The organism is Deltaproteobacteria bacterium (assembly GCA_016709225.1).
Taxonomy (GTDB): Bacteria; Myxococcota_A; Polyangia; order Nannocystales; family Nannocystaceae; genus Xiheibacterium; species Xiheibacterium phototrophicum.
In genome coordinates this window covers 85,303-110,437 of sequence record JADJEE010000001.1, presented here as the reverse complement: position 1 = coordinate 110,437, position 25,135 = coordinate 85,303, and the positions used below count along the sequence as shown (strand labels likewise).

The window sequence follows — 25,135 nt, the reverse complement described above, 5'->3', positions numbered from 1 at the left end:
CGGCGCGACGGGAGGTGGCAGCTCGATCGCCTGGGCTATGATGCCCAGGTGGCGCTCGACCCCATCAAACAGTGGACGCTGGTGTGCAGCGGGCTGGTCGCGCACGCCGACGGCGTGCTCGACGGCAGCGAGTGCGAGCGGCTGATGAACGTGCTCGAGGGCAGCGACGATCTCGACGGCGAAGAGTACGGCGCGTGGATGGCCGCGATCAGCGACGCGACGCGTCTGGAGGAGTTGCTCGCGGTGCTGCAACCGCCGCCGGCCGAGTCGCATCGCGAGCTGCTCGAGGGCGCGTGGGTGATGGCGGTCGTCGACGGCCAACGCACGCCGGAGGAATCCGCGATGCTCGAGCGGCTGGCCGCAACGATGGGTGTCGAGCCGTTGCAGCTCGAGTACTGGCGCGAGGCGTGGAGCTCGGCCGAGCAGGAGTTCGCGCGTGGGGTCGCGTGCGTGTTGGCATGGGTGATGGGCAACGGCGCGCCGGCGCCGAGCAACGTGCGGGCTGCGGTCGCCGACGCGCTGTGGGCAACCCCCTGCGAGCAGGCGCTGCGCGACGAGCTCGTCGGTCGCGCCATGGCGCCGTGCACCCGCGACGAGGCGGCCGCCGCGGTGGCCGGCATGTCGCGCGCGCGCCGGATCGCCGCGCTGCAGCGATCGGTGGTGGCGATCTCCCGTCTGCCGCGCAGCGACGAACATCGTCGACGCCTCGTGGACCTGGCGTGGGCGGCGTCGGTACCGGCCGAGCACGTCGACCGTTGGTTCCACTGATCGAAGCCGCGCATCGCCCTCGCCGGTGGCCGTAGGCCCGCGCACCAACGGGCGCGTCGTCTCCGCATCGCTCGACTGCAAGTGAATCCATGCACTTGCGGCGCTTCCGTGGGGCCCGGTCGTCGCGTAAGACGATGGGCGTCGAACGGGGTGCATGTATGCAACGGTATTCGCTTCTCGCAGTCTCACTCGCCCTCGCCTGTGGCCACCCGGCCGCCTCCGATTCCAACTCGGCGTCCGCCTCGATCGGCTCGGGCGACAGCAGCTCGGGCGCCGACGCCACCGACACCGACGCCTCGGCCGACGCGGGCGAGCAGGATGGATCGAGCAGCAGCACCGCCGCGAGTGACTCGGCGGAGTCGTCGAGCGGGGGCGAGAGCTCGTCGGGCGGGCCGTCGTGCGAGCAGGGCGAGCACCAGTTCGTGCTCGAGCCCAAGGCCCCGCGGGTGATGCTCGTGCTCGACAAGTCGCGCAGCATGTCGAACCTCTGGGACCACGACGCGGATCCGTCGACGGCCGAGATCTCGCGCTGGAACAGCCTCTACAACGTCGTCGAGACCCTCACCAGCGAGTTCGCGGATCGCATCGAGTTCGGCGCGCAGCTGTTCCCATCGGCGGACGCGTGGCTCGACGAGCCCACCAACGCGTTCTCGTGTCTGGTCAACCCCGAGCCCGAGGTCGAGGTCGCCACCGGCACCGGCGCTGCAATCCTGGCCTCGATGCCGCCGGCCGGCGACTTCTCGATCTCCGGCGGCACGCCGACCACCGCGGGTCTGAACAGCGCGCTCGCCCACCTCGAGACGCTGCCCACCGACGCGCCGCGCGTCATCCTGCTCATCACCGACGGCGCGGCCAACTGCGATCCCAGCGAGGCGCCCGCCGACACCCTGTTCGTCTACGACGAGCACGTGCCCGAGACCGTGGCGGCCGCGTGGCAGGACCATTCGATCCCGACCTACGTGGTCGGCATCAACATCCTCGACGAGCTCGGCACCAAGCCGGCCGTGAACCCCTACGAGGCGCTCACCACGGTCGCCGATGCCGGTGGCGTGCCCTCGCCCGGCGTCGACCACTTCTATAATGCGTTCAACGAGCTCGAGCTGGCCGACGCGCTCGACCAAGTCGCCAACAAGATCGAGTGCAGCGTGAGCCTGCCCGACCTGCCCGACTTCCCCGACCTCGTGTCGGTGAGCGTCGACGGCGTGGCCCAGTCCCCGGTCGCCGACTGCAAGTCCGGCGACGGCTGGGCCTACACGAACCCGGCGGGGCCATTCGACGCGGTGCAGCTGTGTGGCAGCGCCTGCGAGGCGCTGCAGGGTGGCGGCACCGTCACGGTGGACTACAACTGCCCATGACGTGAGCGACGCCCCCGAGCCCCCCAAGGACCCCGCGCCCGTCGCGGGGTTTTTCATGTCCGCGATCGGACGCGTGCGCACGCCGTTCGTCGAGCTGTTCGGCATCCCGCGCCAGGCCGCGCTGACCGACATCACCGCGCGCATCGAGCTCGACCCCGCCCGCGTGGTGCCCGAGGCGCTGCGCGGGCTGGAGTCGGTCAGTCACCTGTGGTTGTTGTTCGTCTTCGATCGCGTCACGCCAGACGAGGTGCACCCGACCGTGCGACCGCCCCGCCTCGGTGGCGATCGACGCATGGGTGTGTTCGCCACGCGTTCGCCGTTCCGCCCCAACCCCATCGGGCTGTCGGCGGTGCGACTCGTGGCGATCGAAGGCCTCTGCCTGGTGATCGCCGGCTGCGACCTCGCCGACGGCACGCCGATTCTCGACATCAAGCCCTACGTCGCCGCCGTCGATCGCCTCGACGGCACCGAGGTGGGGTGGCTGCCGCGCGACGACGGGCCGCCGCTGGCGGTTCGCTTCAGTCCGGCGGCGCAGGCGGTGCTCGACGGCCGCGACGACCCCGACGCGTTGCGTCGCGCGCTGGTCCAGCTGCTGCAGCTGGACCCGCGGCCGAGCCATCGTCGCGGCGAGCACGACGGCTCCCGCCACTACGGCCTCGCGTACGGCGAGCACGACGTGCAGTTCTTCGTCGACGCGCAGGGCGCCTGCGTGGTCGAGCTACGGCCGGCCAGAAACGGCGAACGCCGCTAGGTCGGCCCCTGACGTCGGGGCGACGAAGCGGCGTGACCGGGCGACCGCTCACCGATCGCCGTCGTAGCCTCCGCGACCTACTCGCGGCCGGCGGACAGCTCGAACTGCGAGCTGGCCGAGAAGCCCCGCACCATCACGTGGATGACCGCCGGTGCCGCGAGCTCCACCGCGCACGATTCGTTGCTGCCCGACTTGAACGGGCGGCACTCGAAGCTCTGCTGGGTCGGCTCGCTGCCGGTGCGGACGTAGAGGTCGGCGTCGCCGGTGCCGCTCAGCTCGAACACGTAGCGGCCGGCGGCCAGCTGCGGCGTCGCGAAGCGCTGCTCCTGGTTGCGCGCGAGCGTACCGCGCTCATCGAGCCCCGCCCAGCCGTCGACGACATCACCGTCGTCGTCGTCGCCACCGGGCACGAACACGTTGTCGTGCTCGCCCGACACCAGCACGACCTCGTCGGAGTCGATGCCAGCCATGATCTGCTCGAAGGTCTGCGGGTCGTCGTAGCGCATCAGGCCGCGGAAGATGGCCATGGTGCCGTTGGTCATCTCGGCGAAGAACGACGGCATCGCGTTGGTCATGATGTCGAGGTGCTTGGTGCCGTCCGGGTCGTCGGGGTTGACCAGGGCGTGGGCGTCGGCCAGCGCCGAGTCGACGTAGGCGTAGGTATCGCAGCCGTTCATGAACACCAGCGCGTACTGCCCGCGCACCCAGTGGCCCTTGCGGGCGAGCGCGCGGATGTTGGCGCCGAGACCAGCGTGACCGTTGTAGACCATGAAGTCGGCCGAGCTCGACAGCGCGCCGTAGCGGGCATCGAAGGCCGGTCCGCCCTGCCGCACGTTGTCGACCAACAGCGACACCACCTCGACCCGACGGCCGTCCTCGAGGGTCGCGCTCCAGGTGACGTCGGGGGACGCGACACCGGGGTTGCTGCCGACGTTGGCGGGCACCGACACCGGCGCGTGCGCGGCCAGCTCGGTCTTGATGGCGCGGTTGAACTCGTTGAACGCCGAGATGCCGGCGTCGGTGTTGCTGGTCGCGCCGTCCTCGTACTTGCCGAACACTGCGACGACCCGCAGCACGTCGTCTTCCCAGACCTTGTCGTACTCGGGGTACTTGCCGCTGGTGTTGGTGTCGGAGACGCTGACATCGGCGCGCACGCGCACGACGTCGCTCTCGGCCAGGTTGCAGCCGCTGCGACCGGGACGATAGTAGTACCACATGTTGCCGGACTCGACCTCGTGGGCACCGAAGTCCACACAGCTGTGCGAGTAGCTGTCGGTGAAGCGCTCCAACCCATCGAAGGTCGCGTCGCTCGGCAGCGTCAGCGTGTAGCTGCTCGGCACCGCGTTCTTGCGCCCCCATGCGACCGGCAGCTTGGCGTGGTAGTGGATGCGCACCAGGTCGCCGGCGGCCTCGGTGCGGATGTCGCTGAGCTCGAGCTTGTCGAGGCGTCCGACCGAGTTGTCGCCGTTGAAGTGACCGATGGTGTAGAGCAGCTGGCTCTCGATCGTATCGCTGGCGCCGAACGCCGAGTTCGCGAGCAACGAGCCGTCGAACTCGAAGTCGAGCACCACCGCCTGCACGCTGGCGTCGGCCTTCCCCGAGCCGCCACCCTTTTGGTAGTCACCCTCGCCGAGCTCGAGCAGGCCGTCCTCATCGGAGGGGTCGCAGGCGGACAGCGACAGGGCCAGGGACGCGAAGAGGAACGTGCGGGTCATCGGCGGCTCGCTTTCGGGGCGGGTTGCGAGCGCCCCTCATCCACGCGGGATGCCACATGTAGGACAGACACACCTTCACATGATTCCGATGACTTGAGACCGCTCCCGAGGGGGAGATCGCGCGACGGCCTGGCTGCTCGCGTGGCCGGATCCGCGGGCCCCGACGTCGGCGCCTGGCTAGGACGCTAGCCTGCAGCCCATGCGCCAGAAGCTCGGCCCCGCGCTCGTGCTCGCCGCGGCGGCGCTCGCCTGTCGTCCGGTTCCCGTCGGCACCCAGAGCGAGCCGCCGAACACGACCACGACGACCGCCCCCGACGCGAAGGACGACAGCGATGCGCGACTCGTCGCGCTCGACGAACGCATCGAGCGTGAGCGCGAGCGCCTGGGCATCCCCGGCCTCGCGCTGGTGATCGTCCGCGACGGCGAGGTCGTGCATGCGCGCGGCTTCGGTGCCCGCGAGCGCGGCGACAAACGACCCGTCGATGCCGACACGTTGTTCGCGATCGGCTCCACCACCAAGGCCTTCACCGCGATGCTCGCGATGATGGCGGTCGAGTCCGGCGCGCTACGCCTCGATGCGTCGCCGCGCAGCTGCCTGCCCGGCTTCAAGCTCGCCGATGCCGAGCACGACGCGGCGGTCACGGTCCGCGACTTGCTCACGCACGCCAGCGGACTCCCCAGCGCCGACTTGGCGTGGGCCACCGGCGCACTCGATGCCGAGCAGCTGGTGTCGCTGATGGCGGAGATCGAGCCGACCGCCCCGGTGCGGACTCGCTTCCAGTACTCGAACCTCGGCTACGTTGCCGCGGGCCTCTGCGCCGCGCGTGCGCTGGGCGACGACTATGCGACGGCGTTGCGCTCGCGCATCCTGGCGCCGATCGGCATGGGCGACGCGACCCTGCGGGTCGCCGAGGTGCTCGCGCGTCCCAACGCGGCCCACGGCCACCACCGCGATCCCGGCGGCGAGGTGCGCGAGGTGCCGATGCGGGTGCTCGACGGCATCGCGCCCGCAGGCGGGCTGAACGCCTCGGCGCAGATGCTCGGGGGCTGGCTGCAGCTGCTGCTGGGCAAGGGCCAGCGCGGCGGCGTGCGGCTGCTGTCCGCGGCCAGCTTCGAGGAGCTGGTGCGGCCGCAGTTCTCGGCCGGAGGCGGTCTCGACTACGGCCTCGGCTGGCTGCGGACGCAGTGGAAGGGCCACGCGATGCTCAGCCACACCGGCGGCATCGATGGCTTCTCGGCGCTGGTGTCGTTCGTCCCCGAGCGCGGCATCGGCTTCGCGTTGCTCACCAACGTCGACCACGCCGACATCCACGGCTTCGTCACCCACGAGGTGCTCGGCTTGCTCGACCCGGCCCCTGCGCCGCACGCTCGGCTCGCGCTACGCACCGCGGACCTCGGCAGCTACGGCCACCTCGGCGGATTCCGCGTCGAGGTGCTCGGCGACGGCGACCGCATGTCGCTGCGGGTCGAGGGCCAACCGCCGTACCCACTCGAGCACGAGCACGATCGCCGCTTCCGCCTGGGCTCGCCGGCGCCGGCCGGCTTCTTCGCCAGCTTTCGCGAGGACGAGACCGGCGCACGCTCGTTGCTGCTCGAGCAGCCGTTCGGCAACGTCGAGCTGCCGTTCATCGATCCCAGCGCGCTGGCGGCCGCGCTCGTGGCCGAGCCGCCGGCGGCCCTGCGCGAGCTGCTCGGGAGCTACGTCGCCCCCGATGACGCCACGCAATTCGAGGTCATCGCCCGCGAGGACAGATCGTGCTGTCGATCCCGGGCCAGCCGCCGCACCCCATCGCCGCCGACGGCGACGATCGCCTGGGGCTGGTGGGCCTGCCGAATACCTTCTGGCTGACGGTGGAGCGCGATCGAAGCAAGCGCGTGGCAGCGCTGGTGCTGCACCAGCCCGAGCTCACGCTGCGCCTGCGCCAGATCGGCTCGAGCGCGCCGCCGGCCGTGACGCTCGCCGAGCTGCTCGCCCGCCGCGCCAAGGCCCATGGCAGCCCGGCGCTCGCACGGCACCGGAACCTCCGCATCCGCGCAGAGCTCGACTTCGCCCAACAAGGGGTGACGGCGCTGGCGACGACGCTGCGCGCAGCACCGAATCAATGGCTCGACGAGGTGCGATTGTCGGCGCTCGGGGTGGATCTCGGGCAGGTGCGTCTCGGATTCGATGGTCGTGCCTGGCAATCGGTTTCGTTCGACCCGGCCGGTCGACTGGGCGAGAACGGCGCCCGCGCCATCGCGCTCGAGGCCGGCTTCGACCCCTACCCGCCCGCGCTCGCGCCGTTCGCCGGCGGCGCGATCTGGCGTAGCGGCACCATCGACGGCCGCGACGTGGTGGTCGCGCGATTCACCACCGAGTGGGGTGCGGTGATGATCGATAGCTATGACGCCAAGACGTATCTGCTGCGCCGCCGCGAATTCGACCTACCCGCCGACGACGGCGCCCGCCTGAACGAGACCCGCGACTACGGCGATTGGCGGCGACACGCCGGGGTCATGATTCCCCACCGCGTGCAGGTCCAATCGGTGCAGGGCCGCGTGGATGCGCGGGTAACCGACGTCGCGTTCGACGTCGAGCTCGCTGCCGACGCCTTCGCGCCACCACCGGCCGCGGCAGTCGGCGGCGCGGCGCGCTAGCAACCCTCAGTCGTTGGTGTCGGGCTTGCGGAACTTGATCGGCCGCCGCGGCGGCCGACCGATCGGCACGTCGTCCTTGAAGATGACATCTTCGCTGAGGCGGCCGCCCTCGAAGAAGCGCCACGCGCCCTGCTTGAGGTCGTCTTTCCACTGCCCGACCGCCTTGGGCTTGCCGTCCTCGTCCCAGTACTCCGCCTTGCCGTCGCGCTTGTCGTCCTTGTACTGCTCTTTGTACTCGCGCTCGCCGTCGGCATAGAACGACTCCCACTCGCCCTGCTTGTCGCCGCGCTTGTACTCACCCTCGAGCTTGCGCTGCCCGTCGTCGTACCACCACCGCCACACGCCCTGACGGTGGTTGCCCCAGTACTCGCCCTCGACGCGCTTCTGCCCGTTCTTCCACCACGCCGAGAACGCACCCTCGCGCTTGTCGTCGCGCCACTGCACGCTCTCCTTGGGCGCCGAGCTGGCGTAGAACTCCTCCCAGGTGCCCTGCTTCTTGCCGACCACGTACTCGCCCTGCAGCGCCACGTGCAGGCCCTGCGCGTCGTGCCACTTGCGATAGGCGCCCTCGCGCTTGCCGTCGGCGCTCTGACACCACGCCTCGGTGCCCGACGGCGGCGGCGTACCAGCGCGCACGAGCGGAGCCGTGCAGGTGAAGCCGGTCTCGGCGGCCGGCGCCGCCTGACGCACGCCGTCGACCCACGTCTCGCGCGAGAGTTCCTTGCCGGTGGTGTCGAAGGTCAGGAACTCGCCGTGCTTCTTGCCGGCCACGAAGGTACCCTTGGCGAGTTCACGGCCGGCGTCGTCGAACGACGACCACGCGCCGTCCTCGAGGTCGTCGCGGTACTCGGTCTGCGTGCGCAGCTTGCCGCTCGGCCAGTACTCGCTCCAGCGGCCCTGCTTGCGGCCAGCGCGATAGTCCCCCTCGGTCGCGCGCGTGCCGTCGGCGGCGAAGGTGGTCCAGCGGCCGTCCTTCTCGTCGGCGGCATAGCTGCCCTCCTCGGACTTCTTGCCGTCCTCCAGCCACACCGTGGCCCGGCCGTCGCGCTTGCCGTTGCGGAATTCCTGCTCCTGCCACACGCGATCGGTACCGTCGAACCACCGCGTCCATCGACCATGCCGCTCGGTGACGCCGGCGACGGTGCGCTCGCACCACTGCTCGTGACCTGCGGGCGGCGCCGCGCCCTTGGCGGCCCCGCCGTCGGGGCACACCAGCGTGGGCGCGGCCACGACCGGCGCGGGGGTCGGCGCGGGCTCGACCGGCGCGGCCGCCTTGTCGTCGGCTTTGATTGGCGGCGCGGCGTCGCTCGGCGCCGCCGGCTCGGCGGGCGCCGGCGCATCGCCGGATTCCTTTGCGGCGGATTCGTCACCGCCCTTCAACCGATCGCACGCGAGCGTCGGCAGCAGCACGAGCGACAGCAATGCGCAGGGTCCAAGGTGACGCATCGACGGACTCCTCACCCGCAGGTGGACGGCACATTTGGCAGCGCGGTCGCGGTGAACCCGAGCTGCAGATCGTATGCGTCCATGCCCAGCAAATCGGTGCATCGCGGCGAAGGATTGATGCCCAGGAGCAGCTCCTGGAGCGGCACGCTGCCGTTGGGGCAGCCACCACAAGCGGGGCTCATGGTCGCGGGATTGCACATGCCCAGGCACGAACACAACGCGGCCGCCTCCGACTGCAGCAGGCAGCCGGTCAGCTGGCCCGCCACGCTGCTGCCGTCGGGGGCCGCGGTGAGCTGGGCCTCGACCGCGCGCACCGGCACCGCGTCGGGCAGCGCCGGATCCTCGGTGCAATTGAAGGTGGTGCCGTCGTCGTCCTGGGCGTAGATGTAGACCAGCTGATCGCCGGTCAGCGTCATGGTGTAGCTGCCGCCACTGGCGGCACCGGGCGCCGCGGCGACGCTGCACGCATCGGCGGATTCCATCGGGCTCCACAGCGCCGTGCTGGCGTCGTAGGTGACGTCGATGAGGTCGGTCTGCGAGCTGGCCTCCGCGCACAGCGAATCGGGTCCAGCGCCCACGCCCGAACGAATGCCCACCTGGGCCATGCCACCACCTTCGTCGCGGGTGGCGACCTCGAACATGATGTTGAGTTTGTAGTTGTCGACGTCCGAGTTCCAGGTGTCCTCCAGCAGGTTGGCCTGGAAGGCGGTGCCATCGGCGTCGCCGAGGGTCTGGATGTCGATGCACTCGAAGCGATAGGTCACCGGCACAACGCCGGCACCGCCGGTCGAATCGGCGCTCGAGCCATTGCTGGTCATGCTCGCCGCGCTGGTCTCATCGCTGCTGCTGGCCCCCTGCGTCGGCAACAGGTTGCCCTCGTCGCTGCCGCCGTCGTCGGGGCAGCCCGAGAGCAGCGCCACCGCCAGCGCCATCGCGGCGCGCGAGCGCTGCGGCAGCCGGGGCCCGGTCGTACGCGCATCCGAGGCGATCACGTGCAGGGGTTCGTTGGCGACGCGGAGCGACGACGAGGGCATGTGCATGGCCGCGTAGCGTATCAGGGCGCTGTCGCCCCCGCCAACCCGGGCGCGACGGCGCTGTGGTAGCGTCCGCAGCCATGCACGGCTCGCCTGCACGCCCGCTACGACGACGATGGCAACGCGTGGGTGCGTTCGCACGCCTGCTCGCGACCACTGCCGTACTCACGACCCCGGCGCTCGCGCGCGCCGGCGGCTTCGAGATCCCGGACACCGGCGCGCGCGCGGCCGGACGCGGCGGTGCGATGGTCGCCGGCGTCGACGACCTCACGGCGATGCACTACAACCCCGGCGCGCTGGCGAAGCAGCGCGGCACCACGTTCCTGTACAACCAGAACCTCGCGTTCCACCGTGCCAGCTTCCAGCGCGCGCCGCTCGACGCCGCGGTGTGGGGCGTCGATCGACAGTTCGGCACCGTCCGCGATCGCCGACGGGTGTTCCCGCTGGGACTCTTCGCGGTGGTCGCCTCGGACTTCGGGCTCGAGAATTGGACCTTCGCCGCCGGCATCTACGGACCCTCCGCGGTCGGCAAGCACGACTATCCCGCGTATGGGCCGCAGTCGTTCATGCTCACGCGCATGGACGTGCTGATGGCCTACTACAACGTCGCAGCGGCGTGGAAGCTGCGCGACGTGTTCGGCATCGGCGTGACCGTGCAGTACGTCGATCTCATCCAGATGAACTATGCACTGGTGGTCGATTCGACCGCGGTGCCGAATCTGCACGCCGACCCCGACGCCAACAGCACACAGCTCGAGACCGAGCTGCGCATGAAAGATCGCACCGGCGCGACCGCGCTCGTGGGTCTGTGGTATCGGCCGCACCGCCGCGTCGAGCTGGGGCTGTCGAGCCGCGTGGTGCCGGTGTTCCTGCGTCCCAAGGGCGGGGTCGCGGTCGACAAGCCAACGCTCGTCAGTCGCGACATCCGGGTCGAGATGCCGCTGGTGCTGCCGGCGACGCTGCGCGGCGGGGTGCGCTACATCCACGAGGTCGAACGCGCCGGCAAGGTGCGGCGATGGTTCGACCTCGAGCTCGACGCGGTCTACGAGAACTGGAGCTCGGTCAAGGCGTTCCAGCTGAAGTTCGATGGTGCGATCAGCGGACAGGAGCTCACCGATCTACGCATGCCGAAGAACTGGCGCGATACCGTTTCGGTGCGGCTGGGCAGCGACATCTACGCGCTACCGCCGTATCTGACGGTGCGCCTGGGTGGCCTCTTCGAGACCGCGACGCAGGGCGCGAACGACTCGCACCTCGACTTCCCCGCGTTCGCGCGCGGCGGCGTCGGTGCCGGGTTCTCGGCCGGCGCAAAGGGGATCTACGCGACCGTCGGCTATCTGCACATCTTCCAGGCCAAGCGCGAGATCTCCGAGGCACAGGCACAGGTGTTCCAGCAGCGCCCGCTCGCGCCCTGCCCCGCGGAATGCAATGGACTCTCCGGGGTGCCGGCGAACGCCGGCGTCTTCCGCTCCAGCTACGACATGCTGAACCTGGGGATCGAGTTTCGTTTCCAGGAGCTCCTCGCGGGGCGCACCCGCCGGGGCAAGCGGCGCGCGCACGACACCCCCGCGTCGCCGCCCCCATCGACCACTGGAGATCGCTCCGTCGCACCCGCCGCGGCCGAGCCCCCCGCGCCCGCGGAATCATCGCAGCAGGACCGGCCCGAGCACGACCCCACCGCGCCGGCGGCCGGTGACGACGCAATGTCGGCGCCCGAGCCGGCGACGGTCTCCGAGCCCGCAGAACCCACGCCAATGCCCTCCAGCTCTGCGGCGACGGCATTGTTTTCGTTGCGAGGGGTCGCCCGTGCCGCTGGGTTGCTGGCCGCCGCCCCCAGTGCCGAACGACGGTGACGGGCGTCGCGATGATGCCGACGAAGCGGGGTGGCGGCCCCGCCGGCGCGCACGAATCGCGGGGGGCTGCCTGTTGCATTTCGGACGCCCGTGGTATCTGCTCTCCCCGTGAGCACCTCCCTCGAAAACCTCGTCTCTGGAATGACGGTCGCCGAGCTCGCGCAGCGTAGCGGGCACAGCGTTGCCACCCTCGTCGAGCTGGCATTCGGCAGCCGTGCGGCGGCCGCCCCAGCCATCGCCCGCCCCGCCAAGGGCAAGCGCGGCGCGGCCAAGGGCAAGCGCGGCGCCAAGAAGGCCGCCCCGGCGGCCACCAAGCCGGCCGCCAAGGCCGAGGGCGCCAAGAAGGCGGGCGTCGATACCCGTGCGCCGTCGAGCCGCGCGAAGTTCGACGAATCCGTGCTCGCGACCATCAAGGGCGCCAAGGGCCGCATCAAGGCTGCCGACCTGCGCAAGCGCCTGGGTGGTACGCCGCTGCAGATGCGCACCGCGCTGCATCGCCTCCTCGCCGAGGGCAAGATCAAGTCGCACGGCAAGGCGCGCGGCACCACGTACTCGGGCTGAGGCGTCGCCACTTCCCTCGCGCACGCGGGCGCGCGGCCTCAACAGCCCGCGTAGCAGGGATCGTAGCAACCGTCGTCGAGCGGGGTCGCACGCTCACGACATGTCTTCGCACACCGCAGGGCGCAGCGTGCATGCTCGCCACCTTGCCAGTGGGGATGGGCGCGACGCTGCCACACCTCGCGCGACGCGGCCACGATGGCAGCGGTCTCCGGCGCGTCGGGATAGCGCGCGATCCACCAATTGCAGGTGGCCATCGTCGCCGCGCAGCCATCGGCCTGTAGCGCGCTCGAGAGTCGTCGCTGCACGGTGACCGCGTGACTGCGACGAATCGCCTGCGCCTCGCGACACGCCGCACCGTGACCACCCTTGGCGTCTTCGCGGGCGTGACACCACGCGGTGCCGCCGTCGAGGAAGTCGATCACGAGCGGACCGGCGGGCTCGCGGTAGAGCGCGTCGACGACGTCGGAGAGCAGCGTGGCCGCGCTGAGCTGACCTGCGATGGTGTCCGGATAGCGCTCGGCGATGCGCCCGAGCTGCGCCGGGCTGGCCGTGCGCCGCTGCTCGTCGATGATCGGCCGTGCGCGGTCGTAGTCGTGCAGCGCCACCACCTCGCGCCAGACTCCGAGGCTCTCGTCGTCGCGATGCTGCTCGAGGTAGCGCTGCAGCGGGCCGACGTCGTCGTCCTCGCGCCATGCGTCGATCGCCGCCTGCAGCTCGGGCGATGTGATCCCGTGCGCTGCCCGGGGCGGCAGGGGCGGCGCGCTCGCGTTGCCGTGCTCGCACGCCGCTGGGGCCACGACGGTCAGCAGGATGCCGAGCGCGATCGCCAGCGGCGGCATTGCACCTGCGGGGGAACGACGAACGCGAGAGCTTCGTGGCGAGCGCATGGCCATGGACGGGCATCGTCGCGGCGCGCGGCGACTTGTGGTCCGTCGGCGCGGCCGGCTCGCGGACGGCGTCCGCAATCGGCACGGCGTGTTACCCTGGCCGCGCCACGATGCCCACCTCGGTCGCCGCGCTCGCGCCGTGCCCCCACTGCGGGCAGACCCACGCGCCGACGATCCTGCGCTGCCCCGAGACCGACATGCTCCTGCCGCTCGAGGGGCGCCGGCTCGACGGCCGCTTCTCGCTGATCCGCTGCATCGGCCGCGGCGGCATGGCCTCGGTGTGGCTGGCGCGCAACGAACGCGTCGATCGGCACGTCGCGATCAAGCTGATTCGCCCGGAGGTCGCACGCGACGACGAGCTGGTCGCACGGTTCCGCGCCGAGGCCCGCGCGGCCGGTCGCATCGGCCACGCCAACATCTGCGACATCCTCGACTCCGGGCGCTCGCCGATCGGGCCTTACATCGTGATGGAGTTCCTCAAGGGCCGCAGCCTCGGGGAGCTGGTCGCGGGCGGCGAACGATTGCCGCCCGCGGTCGCGGTGCCGCTGGTCCGCGAGGCGCTGCGCGGTCTGCAGGCCGCGCATCGGGCCGGCATCGTCCACCGCGATCTCAAGCCCGAGAACCTCTTCCTGCACTGCCCGCCCGGCGCGGAGCCCATCGTCAAGCTGATGGACTTCGGGGTCGCGAAGTTCACCGACGGCACCGGCGAGACCCAGACCCAGCACGGCGCACTGCTCGGGACCCCCGAATACATGGCACCCGAGCAATTCCGCGGGGCCGCATTCGCCGAGCCGCGCACCGACCTCTGGGCGATGGGCGCGATTCTCTATCGCGTGTTGGGTGGTCGCAATGCATTCGGCGGTCCGACAGTCGCGGCGACGTTGTTGATGGTCTCGAGCGAAGAACCGCGACCGCTGCACACGCTGGCGCCCGATCTTCCGCCCGGCCTCGGCGACATCGTCGCACGGTGTCTGCGCAAAGATCCCGACCAACGATTCGCCGATGTTGCCGCGCTCGACGAGGCGTTGGCCGCCTTCGACCCCGGCACCCGGGACTTCGAGGCGCTGCGGCAACGCGCGCTCGCGGGCGAGCCGGAGCCGCCGCCCAAGGCCGCCACCAGCGGCGACGCCCTCACGCGCCAGTGGGATCCGCACGCTCCCGACGCGCTCGCCACCGGCGCGCCCGCGCCCAAGACCACGCGCATGCGGTGGTGGGGTGCGGCGGCGATCGTCGGTCTCGGAGGGGTCGCGGCAGCAATTGCGTGGCGCTCGCGGGCCGACGACGTCGACGGCAGCGCGCAGGCGCAGCCACGTGCGCCGACGTCGACCGACGCCGCGCCGGCTCCCGACACGCCCGCGAACGACGGTGCGAACGCGCCGGTCACCACCGCCGAGACCTCGCCCGCGGTCCCCGAGCCGCCGTCGACCACGGCGCTGCCCGAGCAAGAAGCCGCCGCGCCCGACGCGTCCGCCACCGCCGACGAGGCCGGCGACGCCGCGGCGACCACCGGCACGCCCGAGGCGACCACCGGCACGTACGAGTCGACCACCGGCGCGGCCGCGCCGACCGAGAGCGATGGCGACGACGACGGCCCCGCCCGCGCCACCGGCACGGGCGAACCGCCGCCGGTCGATCCACCGGGCGTGCTGCGGGCGGGTCGTTTCGTGGCACTCGCGAAGCCCGGGCCCGCCGGCCCGCACAAGGCCGCGAAGGACTACTGCGAGGCGCTCGCGATCACCGAGCACCTCGGCATCCGTCGCTGGGAGCTGCCCAACCCCGCGGTCGCCACCAAGTTCGCCGCACTCGGTCGCAAGGGGCGCTACTGGACCTCCGCGCTGTGGCACGGCAAGGCCCTCGTGGTGACCTTCCCGACCGGACATCGCGAGTCGATTGCGGCCACCGAGCGCCGCCCCAAGGCGCTGTGCGTCGCCCGCTGGCCGTGACGCTCCCGCGTCAGCCGGGCATCACACCGGGCTCGGACGCCTGCACCGACCACACCCAGTTGTCGAGCAGCACCAACGAGTCGAAGACGTGGTCCGAGGTGTCCCAGACCGCGAAGCGGATCTCCATCACCTCGCCGGGCGTGACGTTGCCGCTCATCGTGAGCCAGCCGGTGCCACCGCCGGTCTCACCGCCCCAGTCGCACGTATAGGTGACCGCGCCCGGGGTATCGAAGCCGGTGCCGGCGAGCTCGGCGTTGCCGGTGCAGCCGGCGTAGGCGCTCGCGACCCCGCACTGGCTGATGTCGCCGTTGCTGCAGGCCGTGAACAGCCCGTCGGCGGCGGCCAGGATGTTCACCCCGACCGGCCACGTCTGCATGCCGTCGTCGTAGATTGCGATGTTCTTGTCGGCGGGATTGTCGGCGGTCGAGTCGACCAACGTGACGAAGAAGTCATTGAACGCCGTGCACACGTATTCCGGGTACTCGGCCGATAGGAAATACATGTCGACCGCGAACGAATTCGCGTTGGTCGGCACCCGCACGCGCAGCCGCAGCATGATGGGGTCTTGCGCGTTCGCGTCGATCGGCGAGGTGCAGCCGGGCGCGTTCGGCAGATCGCTGCCGTTGGCGGTGTACCAATCCGTCGGATAGGCGCTGGTGGTGCCCATCGACTGCCCCAGCTGGAACGCCGCATAGGCGGGATTGGCATCGTCGGCGTGATCGGCCGCGCGCCCGGTCGAGAGCACCGCGAGACGGCCACCGCTGCGGTTGGTGATGGCGTTGCCGAAGCCATCGCGGATCGAGCGAGACATCGCCGCCGGCACACCGATGCCGCTCGCGAGGGTGAACTCGCCCTCGATCACGCCCCACACGCGATCGGCCGGGTCCGCCACGACCTCCTGGGTGACCTGGCAGAGATCGATGGCCTGGGCGTACTCGAGCGGATCGGCGGAGTTGCTGGCGAGGCCGGCGTCGCACGCCGGCAGGGGATTGTCGACACCGCCGTCGCAATCGTCGTCGACGTCGTTGTCGGGCACCTCGAACGCGCCGGCGTTGACGAGCTCGGGGTTGGCACAGGCGGGTCCGACCTCATCGCAGCAATCTCCGCCGCACGCGCTGAAGCCATCGCCGTCGACGTCGGCGTCCTCGTCGGCGGCGCCGTCACAGTCGTCGTCGAGGCCGTTGCTGCAGATCTCGACGACGGGTGTCACGTCGCCGGTGCAGGCCCCCCACGCGGTGCCGGCCTCGTTGCACGTCTGCGTGCCGTCCTTGCAGGTGCCGACATTGCGGGTCTCGGGATCGTCGGTGTAGCAGTCCTGGCTCGCCCCCGGCGCGCACGCGCAGTCGCCGAGCGCCTCGCAGCCGTTGCTGGCGTCGCCATCGCAGTCGCCGTAGCCATCGTCGCAGACGTTGGTGCAGGCCGCGGCCACGCATGCCGGCGTGCCGTGCACGACCTCGCCGCACGGCGAGTTGCAGCCGCCGCAGTGGGCCAGATCGGTCGTGACGTCGACACAAGCGCCGCAGCAGGTCAGCTCGCCCGCGCACGATTGCTGGGCGTCGCAACCCGGCGCACAGACCCCTCCCTGGCAGGTCTCGCCCGGCGGGCACTCGGCGCTGGCGCTGCACGCCGCAGCGTCGCCGCCGTCGACGGTGCCGCCGCTGCTGCCATCGCCGCGCGTGCTCTCGCCCTGCGACAGCGAGCCGTCGCCGAAGCCTGCGCGTGGGCCCTCGCTGCTGCACGCCGCCACCGACGCCGTGCACAGCAGGAGCGGGAGCACGATCCGCATGCACGTCGCCATGCCACCCACGCTAGCAGACCGCCGGGGGATACGGGCGAGGCCGGACCTGCGGCCGCGGCCGCCGTCGTCTCCGCGGCGGCCGTGGACACGCGCGACGTCAGCCTGCCGGCTTGGCCGGCGCGGCGTCCGGCCCAGGCGTCGCGCTCGCGTCCGCACCGCCCTTGCCGGACTCGGTTCGCGGCGGCCGCGTGCCGGTGGCATCGACCGCGGTGATCTCGAACTCGATGCGACGGTTCTTCGCGCGGTTGATCTCGGAGTCGTTGGGCACGTCTGGATCGGTCGAGCCACGGCCCTCGGTGGTCACGCGACCGCTGTCGATGCCGTGATCCACGAGGTACTTCTTGACCGCCTCGGCGCGTCGACGCGAGAGGTCGAGGTTGAACTCCGCGGCGCCGACGTCGTCGGTGTGACCGACGATGTTCACGCGCACGTCCGGGTACTCCTTCAACACCGCCACGGCCTTGTCGAGCACCGTGCGCGAGACCGGACGGATGGTGTCCTTGTTGAAGTCGAACTCGATGCCGGCGATGTTGCCGTCGAACACCTTGATTGCGGGCGGCAGCTCGTCGGGGCAGCCGTCGTCGTCCTCGAAGCCGTTCTTGGTCTCGGGCTCGAACACGCAGCCGTCGTCGGGATCGAGGAAGCCGTCGTTGTCGGTGTCCTTGACGGGACAGCCGTCGGGCGCGACGCCCGGGACCTCGGGGCACTTGTCCTTGGCGTCGCGGAAGCCGTCGCCGTCGGAATCGGGGCAGCCGTGTGGCGCGACGCCGGCCACGTCGGGGCAGTCGTCCTGCAGGTTGAGGATGCCGTCCTTGTCGCGGTCGGGATCCTCTGGCGGCGGCGGCTTGATCGGCGCCGGCGGTGGCCGACGCCCGAGCGTGAAGCTGAGGCCACCGAGCACCTGCACGTTGGCCGCGCCGCTGCCCTGCAGGGCCTCGGTGGAGCTGACGATGTTGCGGACATCGACGCGCACGCCGACCACCGGCGTGAGGTTGACCTTCACGCCACCGCCGTAGTGAAACGCGGGATCGACATCGCGACCGAGCACGAATGGGCTCGAGCGCACGCCGAGCAGCCCACCGCCGGCCAGGAAGAACGGGATCACGTTGTAGTAGGGCAGCTGCAGCACCACGTGGGCTTGGAAGCCATACACGAACGCGAAGTCGTTGGTGATGTTGCGCAGGCGCGAGGGCATCGCGCTGAACTCGACCTCCGCGCCCAACACCTTCAGTGGGTAGAAGGCCGCACGCGCACCGACGTCCGCGCCCGCGCGCCAGAACGGCTCGGGCGGACGTGTGGCCGGATCGTAGAGGTCGTGATCCTCGCTGGGGATGAACACGCCCGCAAACACGCCGAGCTCGCCGGTGTTGCGCTGCGGCGCGTAGCGACGGATCCACGGCAGCCGACGGTAGCGAGCGCGGCGCTCGGCCGCGTCGGGTCGCGGCTCACGGGCCCGCTTGCCCCGCTTGCCGGCGCTGGCGTCGGCCGCGGGCGGCGCGGCCGCAGTCGGTGCCGCGACGCTCGTGCTCGCGCCGGCGTCCGCATTGCCGCCGACCTGCGAGCCGGGCGCCGCGAAGGCGACGGCCGCCGACGTTGTGATCGGGACGACGCCGACAGCCCACGCGGCCAAAGAAAGCTTCATCGTGACGATGGTTCTATCGCACTCATGGGCGCATCCGCAAAGGGCAAGCGGCGCGCGGCGGCGGGCCTGCGCGAGCCGCCGTGATCTGCGTCGCCCCGCCACGCCCACGCGCGTTCCCACGCGATCACGTGTCGGCCTCCCGAAGGCGCCGTGCACCAGCGCGCCGCCGCTCGCTTTGGGCCCAACGACGCCGTGGTACACTGGCCATCGGCTCTCTTACCCCTTGCCTTGGAGGCTTCGCATGCGTTCGTTCTCGGCTACGATCCCAACTCCCGTCAGCGCATGGCGTGCGCTGACCTGTCTGTGCCTCGCCGCGTCGCTGGGCGCCTGCGGCAACGACGACGACGCCGGTGGCGGTGAGGGCGGCTCGAGCACGTCGTCGACCACCGCCGATGGCAGCTCCAGCTCGAGCACGACCGCCCAGGCCGACAGCTCCTCGTCCGACGGCGGCAGCGTCAGCGCCGAGTCCGGCAGCAGCAGCACCACCGCCCCCGCCGATGTCGTGATTGGCGGCGTGGTGCAGGACCTCCCGCTGTTCGCCAGCATCCCCGACGCGCAGATCTCGGTGCTCGACATGGCCGGCTTCGAGACCGTGTCCGACGCCGACGGCAACTACACCCTGGCGCCGCTGCCCCCCGACACCGAGATCTTCGTGAAGGTCGAGCCGACCGCCGAACACTTCGGCTCGATCCTGCCGCTGCAGACCCCGACCGAGGACGTCGACAACCAGAAGCTCGCGCAGGTGTCGATCTCGACCGTCGAGATGCAGGTCGGGATCCTCGAGCCGATGATGCCGGCCGAGGCCGATCTGACCAAGGGTGTCATCGTCGTGCGCGTGCTGCAGAACACCGCGCTGGGGGCCGCGATCGAGCTCGATCCCCCGCCTCCGGCGGGGACCTCCTATTCGGTCGACGCCATGGGCACGCCGGTGCTGGACGGCAACACCGTCGAGAGCGGCCTGCTGCCGTTCGTCATCTACTTCAACGTCGAGGACTCGAGCGCCGGCGATCTGACCATCACGGCGACCCATCCGACGCGCACCTGCACGGTGCTGCATCCGGCGTTCCCGACGCTCGGCGGCCACGTGACACTGATCGACGTCGACTGCCCGGAGTAGCGCCGAATCGCTCGGCGGCCGGTGTCGCAGGCACCGGCCCGCCGCGGACCGCTAGTCGCAGTCCATCGCGAACTCTTGGCAGCCCGGCGACTCCGGGTCGAGCATGTGCACGAAGATGCAGTCGATGCACGGGTCGATCACGCTGCCGCCTCCGCCTCCGCCATCACTGCTGCTGCTACCGCTGCTGCCGCCCGACGAGCTGCCGTCGCTGCCGCCCGTGGTGTCCTGCGGCTCCACGCAGGCGCCCTGGTCCGCGCAGACCATCGATGCGCAGTTGCCGAGCTTGAGCAGCTTGTAGGCCTCTTGCACCGTCAGCTCCTCCTCGCAATCGAGGAAGCACGACAGATCGGGCTCGTAGGAAGGGTCGATCTGGAGCTGCGCCTGGACGGCGGCGGCGCACTCGAAGATGCAGTCGATCGCGTCGCGGCAGGTGACGTCGGGCTCACCGGTGGAGCCGGCGGTGGTCGTGGTCTCGGTGGTCGGATCGGGCGACGTCGTGGAGGTGCTGGCGCCGGTCGTGCTGGTGGTGCCGCTCTGGCGGAACTTCTCGTCGCTGTTGAAGCACGCGCTCGCCAGCGCCAGCAGCCCCAACAGCAGCAGCTCGGGGCGCACGCGCGACGGCGTCGGGTGGGATTGCCGGTCGTGCAGCCGCCAGTGGGCGCGAGCGTTCATCGACGGCAACCGTACCACGTCCGCATGCAGGCCATGCGCGCCCTTCGGGTGGCGGCGGCCTCGCCCCGCGATCTGGCGCACGTCGGATCGCCGCGCGCCGACCCGACCCGGTGCCGGCGGCCGCACGGAGCCTTGCCAGCGCGCAGAGCGTTGGGGACACTATCCCCGTGAAGCGTCCGTTGGTTGCGCGTCGTCGTACCTCCCCGAGCGGCCCGTGGGGCGGTCGCATCGCGCCCGCGACGGGCGTGCTCGCGCTCGGGATCACGGCGCTCGCAGCCACCGGCTGCCGCGGCAAGGACATCTCGTTCGACTGCGAAGAGCAGCGCATGAAGTTCAACGACCGCGCCCTCGCGGAGGAGGACGAACTGGCGGCGAGCATCCCGACCAAGGGCCCGTGGCCGGTCGCCATGCAGATCACCGTCGACGGCCTCAACCGCCTGCTCGTGAACGTGATCGACGACGACGTGCCGTTCACCGGCACGGTGCCGTTCGGCGTGCTGCCGCAGGGGCCCGCCGATGCCTCGTTCTCGCCCACCAGCGCGCCGGAGATCCGCTTCGAGTCGATCCCGAACTGCCGCGACTGCGTGGTCTTCCACCTGTCCTTCGGCGTGTCGCTGAGCTCGCCCAACATGCCGCTGTCGGCCGGCGCGGGCTTCACCGACCTCTACGTGCCGCTGCGGCTCGACGTCGACGAGGCCGGCGCGACCTCGACCCTGGTCGCCGAGTACGGCAAGGCCAAGATCGGCGACTGGTACCTCAGCGTCTACGGCTTCGACTCGGAGACGCACACCATGCTGGCCGGCGCGCTCAAGCTGCTGATGGCCGAGCAGATCGCAGAGAACTTCGGCGACATCGAGCTGCTCGAGATCGGCTCGTGGGACATCGGCAATGGCGACGTGCGCCTGCTGGTCCGCGACGTCGAGATCCAGCCCGACAACGGCAAGCTGGTGCTGGGCCTGCACACCAACCTGCCGCTGCCCAAGGGCACCGGACTCGACGTCTCGCAGCCGCTGCCCGAGGGCACCACCATGGCGGTGTCGATGGACCCGCGGCTGATGCTGCCGATGGCCCACCGCATGCTCGCGGAGGGGAAGATCGCGCGGGTCTACGACGAGAACGGCAAGCCCGATCCGAACGGCATCTACGGCGTCACGCTCGAGGACATCGCCGCGAGCGCGGTCGGCAACGAGACCCTCGACACCACCTTCCGCGTGTGGCGCGTCGATGAAGGCTACTGCGGCTACGCCGAGGCCGTGATGCCGCTGTCGCTGTCGGTCGACAACGCTCGGCAGAACATCCTCGTCGACGCCGGCAACGCGGTGCTCATCGCCGGCGAGGGCGTCGGCGCAGCCGCGATGCAGGAGCAGGACTTGGTCGACGAGAACCAGGACCTCATCGATCGCTTCCGCACGGATCTGTCCGAGCAGGTCTCCCAGACCCTGAACTACGCGGCGCTCGACCTCGCCAACGACACCATCGTGTTCGCCAACGAGGGCATCGATCTCGAGCCCGCCGAGATGCGCACGTACCTCAACTTCACGGTCTACGCCGACGACCCGTAGCGCCGCGGCGCGCCGCACCTGCGGCGGTCGCCGGACCGGACGGGCCGTTTCGGGCCACCCACGGGTGGCCGCCTCGGCTGCAGATCACCCGCCCCCGCGCGCATTCGCCATGCGGGACGTCACGATCGCGCCCCGGCGCGTGCCACACCCGTCGACGCCACAGGATCGCGGGCAGGCCCCCTGGTCCGCCGCGTTCCCTCGCAGTTTGGCCAACTCGGCCCACGCGCACGGCCGGGGCTTGGGCGTGCACGCGGTTCGTGCTACCTACCCCGCGCGCTTCCCCGGCCGCTTCGGGAGTGATCTCGAATCCGAGCCTCGACGCCGGCCCGGACGGCGTTCCGAAGCGGCCCCCCTTTACAGAGGCGGAAGGTCTCCATGAAACGCACCGACCAGGAACGCATCGAGCGCGAGCTCAAGCGACGTGAGAAGCACGCCAAGCTCGTCAAGCCCAACGGCGAGGGCGGTGAGGCTGCACCTGCGGCCGCCAGGGGCGTGAGCGACTACGTCCGCACCCTCGTCACGCTGCTGCAGTTCGACGAGGAGCAGATCTACAACACGCGCGACGACGAAGACGTCTTCGCGCTGCTGCTCGAGATGAAGTCCGAGCTGGCGGAGAAGCACTGGGAGACCGTGCTCAAGAGCGCCATCCAGAAGACCAAGGTCGCGCAGAAGGAACAGGCGCTGACCGAGCTGAAGGCGCTCATCACAGACTAGCGCGCGCGTGGTGGTGGAGCTCTGCGGCGCACGCACGCCGAGCAGGACGCGGTCGTCAGCCGCTGCTCGACGACTCGCCGCCGCCGGAGCCACCACTCGAGCTGCCATCGCCGGGATCGAAGCTGCCGTCGGGCAGCAGCCCCGGGGCTGCGATGTCGAGCAGGCCGCCGCCCTGGATCGCGACGTCGACCGCACACTCCGCGCGATCGAGGTCCATCGCCTCGGTGCCGCGCGCAGGCCCGCTGCGCGTGGCGATGATGCAGATCTTGTCGCGCGCATCGCCGAACGCGGTCGCGGCGTCGCGCAGCGCGAGCTCCACCGTGGTGGCGTCGCGGCCCGGGAAGCTCTCGACGACCCGCGCGGCGAGCTCGCCCAGACGATCGTCGTGCGCATCGCCGATGCAGCCCGCCAATGCGTCGTGGGCGATGACCTCGTCCGTGGTGGTGGCCGCAGCCGCCAGCGCGAGGTCGTAGGCCTCGTAGCAGCTGGGATAGCGGTCGCGCGCACCGGGGATCGAGAACGGCGCGATGCCGAAGTCGACGTAGGCGTCGAGTACCGCGCCGAAGTCGAGCTCGGCGCCCGCGATGCACGCGGCCGCGACCGCAGCCAGCCCTGCGCCGGACGCGTCGGGATGGCCCTCGGCGAGCACGTTGCACAGGCTGGCGCCGGTGGTGCGGTGGGACTTCCAGGCCCGCGTGACCTCACCGGCGTAGGGGTCATCGGTGGCGGACAGCAGCTCGGTGACGTGCTCGGTGACCGCATCGTTGGCGGTGACCAGGCAGTCGTTGCGATCGCGCTCGAGATCGACGATGGCGTCGTAGCGCCCCTCGCCCAGGTGCTCGCGCACGTGGGCCGCGATGTCCTCGCACTGCAGCACCGCGTCGCGGTGATCCGAGGCCGGTGCGTCGTCGGTGTCGGTCCCGCCCTCGGCGCTGGTCTGGCCGGGGTTGTCACCCTTGCCACCGCCGGTGCTGGGGCCGATGCCACGCGCACCACCATCGGCGTCGCACGCGGGGCCGACGAAGGCCACGAACGCGAGGGCCAACAGGGTGCGAGGGCGGGCGGCGGTGGTGGACACGGGCATGGAGGTTGGAGCGGGCCTCGAGCCCGAGCGGGCCTGGTAGGAAAGTGTGACGGCGGGGGAATTGGTTCACGGCCGCGTGTGCACGCGCCCCGACGGTCGGATTCTGCGCTACGGTCGCGCTCGGGAAACCGATGCCACGCGCCTGTCTCGCCCTGCTGTTGGCCTGCGCTTGCCACCGTGACGACCCCGAGGGGGCCGCGACCGCGGCCCGCATGGACCAGCTGGAGCGCCGGCTCTCCGCCCTCGAGGCGGCCGCGCGCACGCCCCCGGTGGCGGCGCCGTCGGGGCCCGTCGACGCGACCCGCCATGCCGGCGATGCGGCCCCCGGCAATCCCACCAGCGATCCCGCCGGCACACCGGCCGGGCGCGGGCCCGCCGTGCACCTGGCGCTCGCCACCGACGGCACCGTGCGCCTCGAGGGTCGGGTGCTCGGGGCCGCAGAGCTCGACCGTGAGCTCGCCGCGCTCGCGAGCTCCGCCGCGGTCGCAAGGGTCGAGATCGCGGCCGACGACGGCGTGAGCCATGCCGCGCTCGTCGAGCTCATCGAGCGCGTGCGCGGAGCCGGGCTGTCGCGCTTCGCCATCGTCGCGCGCGGCGGCGCCGACGATCCCGTCGCGCCCGAGTGAGCTGCGGCCCACGGCTGGGATCGTCCGCCCACGAAAGGCGCCACTCACCCTGGCGATGCCAGCTGCGGTCCGCTCACTGCGGCCAGATGAACTGCACGCGTCGCTCCGACGCGCGCGAGGCCTCGTCGGTGCCGCTGGCCTCGAGGTCACCCTTGGCGATCACCTGCATCGCGTCGACGGCGACGCCGTGCTCGACCAACCAGCTCTTCACGACGCTGCCACGGCGCTCGGTCAGCAAGATGTTGTACTCCTCGGTGCCGCGGTTGTCGGCGTGGGCCTCGAGGTAGAGCATTCGGCCCTGCGTGGTCGACTGGTCTTTCACACACTGGACCACGCCCTCGAGATCGGCGACCGCCTTGGTGTCGAGCTTGTCCCCGTCGAACCCGAAGTAGATCGCCGGCAGACCGCACGGCCCGCCATCGTCGTTGCCGAGCTCGCCCGAGAAGATGCACTTGCCGGCGTCGCAGATCTCGTCCATCGCGCACTGGTCGTCGGTCGCGCACGACTCGACGCCGCCGCAACGCCCGGTCTCGAGGTTGCACGTCACGCCGCCACACTCGGCGTCGCTGCTGCACGCGGCGCACTTGCCCGCGATGCAGGTGAGCCCGCCGCTGCAATCGTCCTTGCCGGTGCACGTCGCACAGTCCGCGCCGCTGCAGCCCTCGCGCCCGCCTGCGATGGCGCCTGGATCCTGGCAGCGGAAGTCCGCGCACACGTACGCCGCGGCGCCCAGCGGAGCCTTGCCCGCGCAGTCGCCGTCCTGCTTACAGCCCTGACACACGCCGGCGACGCACGACTCGGCCAGCGCAGCGTTGCACTGCTTGTCCTTCTTGCATGCCGGGTACGTGGCCTTCTCGCAGGCACCGACCGCCAGCATCGCCAGCAGGCCGAGCGCGAGCGCACCGGCGATTCGACCGCGTGGTGTCGTGTCCATGGCCACCATGTCGCGCCCCGGTTGTAGCACGGCATC

The 25,135-nt window shown here is 71.0% G+C and carries 21 protein-coding genes; 12 read left to right on the top strand and 9 right to left on the bottom strand.

Annotated elements, in window-relative coordinates; all coding sequences use genetic code 11:
- The first annotated feature begins 48 nt into the window (after nt 1–48).
- From IPH07_00455 to tsaA, 3 genes are all read left to right on the top strand, one after another.
- Nucleotides 49–768, top strand: a complete 720-nt coding sequence (locus IPH07_00455; protein MBK6915846.1) for a TerB family tellurite resistance protein — start codon at nt 49–51, stop codon at nt 766–768.
- 158 nt (nt 769–926) lie between these two features.
- The gene (locus IPH07_00450; GenBank protein ID MBK6915845.1) at nt 927–2,123 is read left to right on the top strand and encodes a VWA domain-containing protein; all 1,197 of its coding nucleotides are present in this window, start codon (nt 927–929) and stop codon (nt 2,121–2,123) included.
- 55 nt (nt 2,124–2,178) lie between these two features.
- Nucleotides 2,179–2,874, top strand: a complete 696-nt coding sequence (gene tsaA / locus IPH07_00445) for a tRNA (N6-threonylcarbamoyladenosine(37)-N6)-methyltransferase TrmO (GenBank protein MBK6915844.1) — start codon at nt 2,179–2,181, stop codon at nt 2,872–2,874.
- 77 nt (nt 2,875–2,951) lie between these two features.
- Here the strand turns inward: tsaA and IPH07_00440 are convergent, their stop codons facing one another.
- The gene (locus tag IPH07_00440) at nt 2,952–4,589 is read right to left on the bottom strand and encodes a PPC domain-containing protein (GenBank protein ID MBK6915843.1); all 1,638 of its coding nucleotides are present in this window, start codon (nt 4,587–4,589) and stop codon (nt 2,952–2,954) included.
- Nucleotides 4,590–4,788: 199 nt separating this feature from the next.
- Between IPH07_00440 and IPH07_00435 the strand changes: the two genes are divergently transcribed.
- The gene (locus IPH07_00435) at nt 4,789–6,438 is read left to right on the top strand and encodes a beta-lactamase family protein (GenBank protein ID MBK6915842.1); all 1,650 of its coding nucleotides are present in this window, start codon (nt 4,789–4,791) and stop codon (nt 6,436–6,438) included.
- Nucleotides 6,345–7,226 carry a hypothetical protein gene (locus tag IPH07_00430; GenBank protein MBK6915841.1) on the top strand — a complete coding sequence of 294 codons (882 nt, stop codon included), beginning with the start codon at nt 6,345–6,347 and terminating at the stop codon, nt 7,224–7,226. The genes IPH07_00435 and IPH07_00430 overlap by 94 nt, the downstream gene beginning before the upstream one ends.
- A 6-nt stretch (nt 7,227–7,232) precedes the next feature.
- Here IPH07_00430 and IPH07_00425 read toward each other — a convergent pair whose 3' ends face one another.
- Together IPH07_00425 and IPH07_00420 are read right to left on the bottom strand one after the other, a co-directional pair.
- Entirely contained in the window at nt 7,233–8,672 is a 1,440-nt protein-coding gene (locus IPH07_00425) for a toxin-antitoxin system YwqK family antitoxin (GenBank protein ID MBK6915840.1), read from the bottom strand.
- Nucleotides 8,673–8,683: 11 nt separating this feature from the next.
- Nucleotides 8,684–9,712 (bottom strand): hypothetical protein, encoded by a 1,029-nt coding sequence (locus IPH07_00420; GenBank protein ID MBK6915839.1) that lies wholly within the window; start codon nt 9,710–9,712, stop codon nt 8,684–8,686.
- 119 nt (nt 9,713–9,831) lie between these two features.
- Between IPH07_00420 and IPH07_00415 the strand changes: the two genes are divergently transcribed.
- Together IPH07_00415 and IPH07_00410 are read left to right on the top strand one after the other, a co-directional pair.
- On the top strand, nt 9,832–11,559 hold the full coding sequence (locus tag IPH07_00415) for an outer membrane protein transport protein (protein MBK6915838.1): 1,728 nt from the start codon (nt 9,832–9,834) through the stop codon (nt 11,557–11,559).
- A gap of 108 nt (nt 11,560–11,667) precedes the next feature.
- Nucleotides 11,668–12,120 carry a hypothetical protein gene (locus tag IPH07_00410; protein ID MBK6915837.1) on the top strand — a complete coding sequence of 151 codons (453 nt, stop codon included), beginning with the start codon at nt 11,668–11,670 and terminating at the stop codon, nt 12,118–12,120.
- 38 nt (nt 12,121–12,158) lie between these two features.
- Here the strand turns inward: IPH07_00410 and IPH07_00405 are convergent, their stop codons facing one another.
- Nucleotides 12,159–12,959 (bottom strand): hypothetical protein, encoded by an 801-nt coding sequence (locus IPH07_00405; protein MBK6915836.1) that lies wholly within the window; start codon nt 12,957–12,959, stop codon nt 12,159–12,161.
- A 158-nt stretch (nt 12,960–13,117) separates the two neighbouring features.
- Here IPH07_00405 and IPH07_00400 point away from each other — a divergent pair, with 158 nt between their 5' ends.
- Nucleotides 13,118–14,950 carry a protein kinase gene (locus IPH07_00400; protein MBK6915835.1) on the top strand — a complete coding sequence of 611 codons (1,833 nt, stop codon included), beginning with the start codon at nt 13,118–13,120 and terminating at the stop codon, nt 14,948–14,950.
- Between the two features lie 10 nt (nt 14,951–14,960).
- Here the strand turns inward: IPH07_00400 and IPH07_00395 are convergent, their stop codons facing one another.
- Together IPH07_00395 and IPH07_00390 are read right to left on the bottom strand one after the other, a co-directional pair.
- Nucleotides 14,961–16,748, bottom strand: a complete 1,788-nt coding sequence (locus IPH07_00395) for a choice-of-anchor L domain-containing protein (GenBank protein ID MBK6915834.1) — start codon at nt 16,746–16,748, stop codon at nt 14,961–14,963.
- Between the two features lie 97 nt (nt 16,749–16,845).
- Nucleotides 16,846–18,390, bottom strand: a complete 1,545-nt coding sequence (locus IPH07_00390) for an OmpA family protein (GenBank protein ID MBK6915833.1) — start codon at nt 18,388–18,390, stop codon at nt 16,846–16,848.
- Between the two features lie 241 nt (nt 18,391–18,631).
- Here IPH07_00390 and IPH07_00385 point away from each other — a divergent pair, with 241 nt between their 5' ends.
- Entirely contained in the window at nt 18,632–19,507 is an 876-nt protein-coding gene (locus tag IPH07_00385; protein MBK6915832.1) for a carboxypeptidase regulatory-like domain-containing protein, read from the top strand.
- Between the two features lie 51 nt (nt 19,508–19,558).
- Here IPH07_00385 and IPH07_00380 read toward each other — a convergent pair whose 3' ends face one another.
- Nucleotides 19,559–20,179: a hypothetical protein gene (locus IPH07_00380; protein MBK6915831.1), complete on the bottom strand. Its 621-nt coding sequence runs from the start codon at nt 20,177–20,179 to the stop codon at nt 19,559–19,561.
- Between the two features lie 167 nt (nt 20,180–20,346).
- Between IPH07_00380 and IPH07_00375 the strand changes: the two genes are divergently transcribed.
- Nucleotides 20,347–21,741, top strand: coding sequence for a hypothetical protein (locus IPH07_00375; protein MBK6915830.1), 1,395 nt, complete (start codon nt 20,347–20,349; stop codon nt 21,739–21,741).
- A 375-nt stretch (nt 21,742–22,116) separates the two neighbouring features.
- A complete protein-coding gene (locus tag IPH07_00370) occupies nt 22,117–22,455 on the top strand; it encodes a hypothetical protein (protein ID MBK6915829.1) in 339 nt (112 codons plus the stop codon).
- Nucleotides 22,456–22,510: 55 nt separating this feature from the next.
- Here the strand turns inward: IPH07_00370 and IPH07_00365 are convergent, their stop codons facing one another.
- Nucleotides 22,511–23,533 carry a hypothetical protein gene (locus IPH07_00365; GenBank protein MBK6915828.1) on the bottom strand — a complete coding sequence of 341 codons (1,023 nt, stop codon included), beginning with the start codon at nt 23,531–23,533 and terminating at the stop codon, nt 22,511–22,513.
- A 137-nt stretch (nt 23,534–23,670) separates the two neighbouring features.
- On the opposite strand from IPH07_00365, the gene IPH07_00360 reads away from it, so the two are divergent.
- Nucleotides 23,671–24,165 (top strand): biopolymer transporter ExbD, encoded by a 495-nt coding sequence (locus IPH07_00360; protein MBK6915827.1) that lies wholly within the window; start codon nt 23,671–23,673, stop codon nt 24,163–24,165.
- A 73-nt stretch (nt 24,166–24,238) separates the two neighbouring features.
- Here the strand turns inward: IPH07_00360 and IPH07_00355 are convergent, their stop codons facing one another.
- Nucleotides 24,239–25,099 (bottom strand): OmpA family protein, encoded by an 861-nt coding sequence (locus IPH07_00355; protein ID MBK6915826.1) that lies wholly within the window; start codon nt 25,097–25,099, stop codon nt 24,239–24,241.
- Nucleotides 25,100–25,135: the final 36 nt, after the last annotated feature.

Excerpts from the sequence above, each read along its gene's own strand:
- IPH07_00450 (MBK6915845.1), top strand. The coding sequence starts at position 927 with ATGCAACGGTATTCGCTTCTCGCAGTCTCACTCGCCCTCGCCTGTGGC.
- tsaA (MBK6915844.1), top strand. The coding sequence starts at position 2,179 with ATGTCCGCGATCGGACGCGTGCGCACGCCGTTCGTCGAGCTGTTCGGC.
- IPH07_00440 (MBK6915843.1), bottom strand. The coding sequence starts at position 4,589 with ATGACCCGCACGTTCCTCTTCGCGTCCCTGGCCCTGTCGCTGTCCGCC.
- IPH07_00435 (MBK6915842.1), top strand. The coding sequence starts at position 4,789 with ATGCGCCAGAAGCTCGGCCCCGCGCTCGTGCTCGCCGCGGCGGCGCTC.
- IPH07_00425 (MBK6915840.1), bottom strand. The coding sequence starts at position 8,672 with ATGCGTCACCTTGGACCCTGCGCATTGCTGTCGCTCGTGCTGCTGCCG.
- IPH07_00420 (MBK6915839.1), bottom strand. The coding sequence starts at position 9,712 with ATGCACATGCCCTCGTCGTCGCTCCGCGTCGCCAACGAACCCCTGCAC.
- IPH07_00405 (MBK6915836.1), bottom strand. The coding sequence starts at position 12,959 with ATGCCGCCGCTGGCGATCGCGCTCGGCATCCTGCTGACCGTCGTGGCC.
- IPH07_00400 (MBK6915835.1), top strand. The coding sequence starts at position 13,118 with ATGCCCACCTCGGTCGCCGCGCTCGCGCCGTGCCCCCACTGCGGGCAG.
- IPH07_00395 (MBK6915834.1), bottom strand. The coding sequence starts at position 16,748 with ATGGCGACGTGCATGCGGATCGTGCTCCCGCTCCTGCTGTGCACGGCG.
- IPH07_00390 (MBK6915833.1), bottom strand. The coding sequence starts at position 18,390 with ATGAAGCTTTCTTTGGCCGCGTGGGCTGTCGGCGTCGTCCCGATCACA.
- IPH07_00385 (MBK6915832.1), top strand. The coding sequence starts at position 18,632 with ATGCGTTCGTTCTCGGCTACGATCCCAACTCCCGTCAGCGCATGGCGT.
- IPH07_00380 (MBK6915831.1), bottom strand. The coding sequence starts at position 20,179 with ATGAACGCTCGCGCCCACTGGCGGCTGCACGACCGGCAATCCCACCCG.
- IPH07_00370 (MBK6915829.1), top strand. The coding sequence starts at position 22,117 with ATGAAACGCACCGACCAGGAACGCATCGAGCGCGAGCTCAAGCGACGT.
- IPH07_00360 (MBK6915827.1), top strand. The coding sequence starts at position 23,671 with ATGCCACGCGCCTGTCTCGCCCTGCTGTTGGCCTGCGCTTGCCACCGT.
- IPH07_00355 (MBK6915826.1), bottom strand. The coding sequence starts at position 25,099 with ATGGACACGACACCACGCGGTCGAATCGCCGGTGCGCTCGCGCTCGGC.